This window comes from Undibacterium sp. Rencai35W (assembly GCF_049340185.1).
Lineage (GTDB): Bacteria > Pseudomonadota > Gammaproteobacteria > Burkholderiales > Burkholderiaceae_D > Undibacterium.
Genome location: NZ_JBMPPC010000015.1, coordinates 1 through 2,576, shown reverse-complemented (window position 1 = coordinate 2,576; position 2,576 = coordinate 1). Strand labels below are relative to the sequence as shown.

Below are 2,576 nucleotides of genomic sequence, written 5' to 3'. Positions count from 1 at the left end.
CGGCACAGCAGGCAATGACACAATCAGTTCATTGACAGCAGGTGTATTGACAGCATTGGACAATATCGATGGCGGCGCCGGTAATGACACAATGAGCTTGACGTCTATCAGCGCAATTGCGATCCCAGCAACAGCAACAGTCAAGAACGTTGAAACAGTCAATCTGACTTCTGCTGCTGATGTGAATGGTAATGTCTCTGGCTGGACTGGTTTGACAAAATTGAGCGTAGTTTCAGCAGCAACAGCTAACGAAACTATTACTGCTGCAACGACGACAGCAACAACAATCGCTAACTCCACAGCCTTCGACGTAGCTGTTGTTGGTGCTGGCGGTGTTGTCACAATATCGAATGATGTTGGCGGCAATATCAACGTTGGTCAAACGGCGGTTGCTAATGCAATCACTTCAGCGGTGATTTCTGGTGGTTTAGCTGTTGCTGTACAAGACCGTTCAGGCGCATCTGCCGCAACTGGTAGCACATTGAAGTCTGTTTCTTTAAACGGTAATGCTGGTGCGGCAACATTGACAGGCGATGGCATTACTTCATTGACAGTTGCTAACACTAACCAGAATGCAACGGTTGTTGCTGCAGCTGCTACCCGTACTCTGGGTGTTACAGTCAACACAGTAACAGCAGGCACGATCACGGATGCTACAGCAACAACAGTCAACGTCACTTCTACTGGCGCAGCCAGCGTAGTCGCTGACCTGGCAGTTGCTTCAGCAACTGCAGTGACACTGGGTGGTGACAAGGCTCTGACACTGACAACAACACACTTTGGTGCTGCAACTGCATTGACAGTGAACGACAGTGCTTTGGTTACAGTGAGTGGTTACAACACAACTAACACACTGGCAACTGTAACAGTAACTGGCGCTGGTGGTTTTACATCTAATTTGTCTGGTCAAGGTACGCAACTGACTACTATTGATGCCTCCGCTTCTACAGGCGCTAATACTGTCACAATCAACGGTACCGAAATCTACAAAGGTGGTTCAGGCGTTGACATCGTGACTGCTGCTGTCGCTCCTACGGTGTCTGTTGATGGTGGTGCTGGTACTAACGACGTATTCGTTGTGAATGCAGCGTCCTTCTCTTTGGCAAATGTCACTGGCTTTGAAACATTGGGTGCTGGTGCTGGTGCAACTGGTTCCTACTCTGCAGCTGGCTTCGCTCATCTGACAGAAGGCGCTGTAGCTGGCGCGATCACTTGGAATACCGTCGCTGCTGGCACGGATCTGACAATCACTGCTGCCCCAACTGCCGCAACAACTTACACATTGGCAACGGATACAGCAACTGACGTGTTGAACCTGACATTGTCATCTGCTGCTGCTATCGCTGGTGGTTCAGTAACAGCAACTGCTGTTGAAACAGTCAACCTGACTGTGACAGATACAAACACGACTAAGCATGTTGATACTCTGACATTGGTTGACACTGCATTGACTACATTGAAAATCACTGGTAATGCTGGTCTGACTTTGACCAACACTAGCACGACATTGACATCTGTAGATGCAAGCGGCATGACTAATACTGCTGGTACATCCGGTGGCTTCACTTGGACATCAGGTGCTCTGACAGCTGCGGCAACAATCAAAGGTAGTGCAACTGGTGGCGACACGATCAATGCTGCAGCGTCAACTAAAGCAGTCACGATCACTGAGACTGCTGGTACTAACAGCATCACAGGTAGCTCCACAATCGCAAGTACATTGACTGGCGGTACAGGTGCAGACACAATCGTTGGCGGTGCTGGTAAAGATGTGATTGTTGGTGGTGGTGGTGCTGACGTTATCACTGGCGGTGCTGGTGCTGACTTGATTACTCTGTCTGGCTCAACATCGAAGATCGTCAATGCAGCATTGGGTGATTCTGGTGCAAACACATCTACAACAATCCAAACTGCTGAATTGACATCAACATTTGATATCGTTAAGGGTGCTGCTGCTGGCGATTTAATCCAATTGGCCACAGCAACTGCTGGTTTGAACAAAGCTGCAATCAACTTGGCTGGTACAGATGATGTTGTGAACTTTGTTCACGGTACATACGATGCCGCTGCAGGTACATTCACATTTGCTGCAAATGGTTTGGACACGGCAGTGACTTATGACACAACAGTTGGTGCTGGTACAGCGTTCGAAACAATCATCCTGGTTGGTTACTCTGTAGGTTCAACTACAACTAACGTTGCTGGTTTGATCACTCTGGGTTAAGCAGTATTTGGCTTGGATAGCTAAGTAAGTTTTTTAAATTCAAAATCCTGAAGTTGTCTTTCAATAGAAGACTTCAGGGTAAAGACGATAGAAAATGACATTTGGCTACAAACTACAAAAGGCTCCTTCGGGAGCCTTTTTTGGTTTCTGGTAAAGCTATGGTGATCTGGCTATGACAGAGAGCAATTGCTCGCCGTAGAAAATCTTCGTCAATATTATTGTTTTTGTGATGCATGTCACATAAAGTTGTAAGGTCTTCTGCCATCATCCGCTACGCTGTGATGCAGACTACAAGTAGTAATGCTGCAAATTAACTTAACTCTGAAATTTTTTAGGAGCTTTAAATGGGTAT

1 protein-coding gene is annotated in these 2,576 nt (G+C 47.0%); it reads left to right on the top strand.

Annotated elements, in window-relative coordinates:
• Positions 1–2,224: beta strand repeat-containing protein (locus tag ACO0K3_RS19440; RefSeq protein WP_422987488.1), on the top strand; the 2,224-nt coding region annotated here is incomplete at its 5' end.
• Positions 2,225–2,576 lie beyond the last annotated feature (352 nt).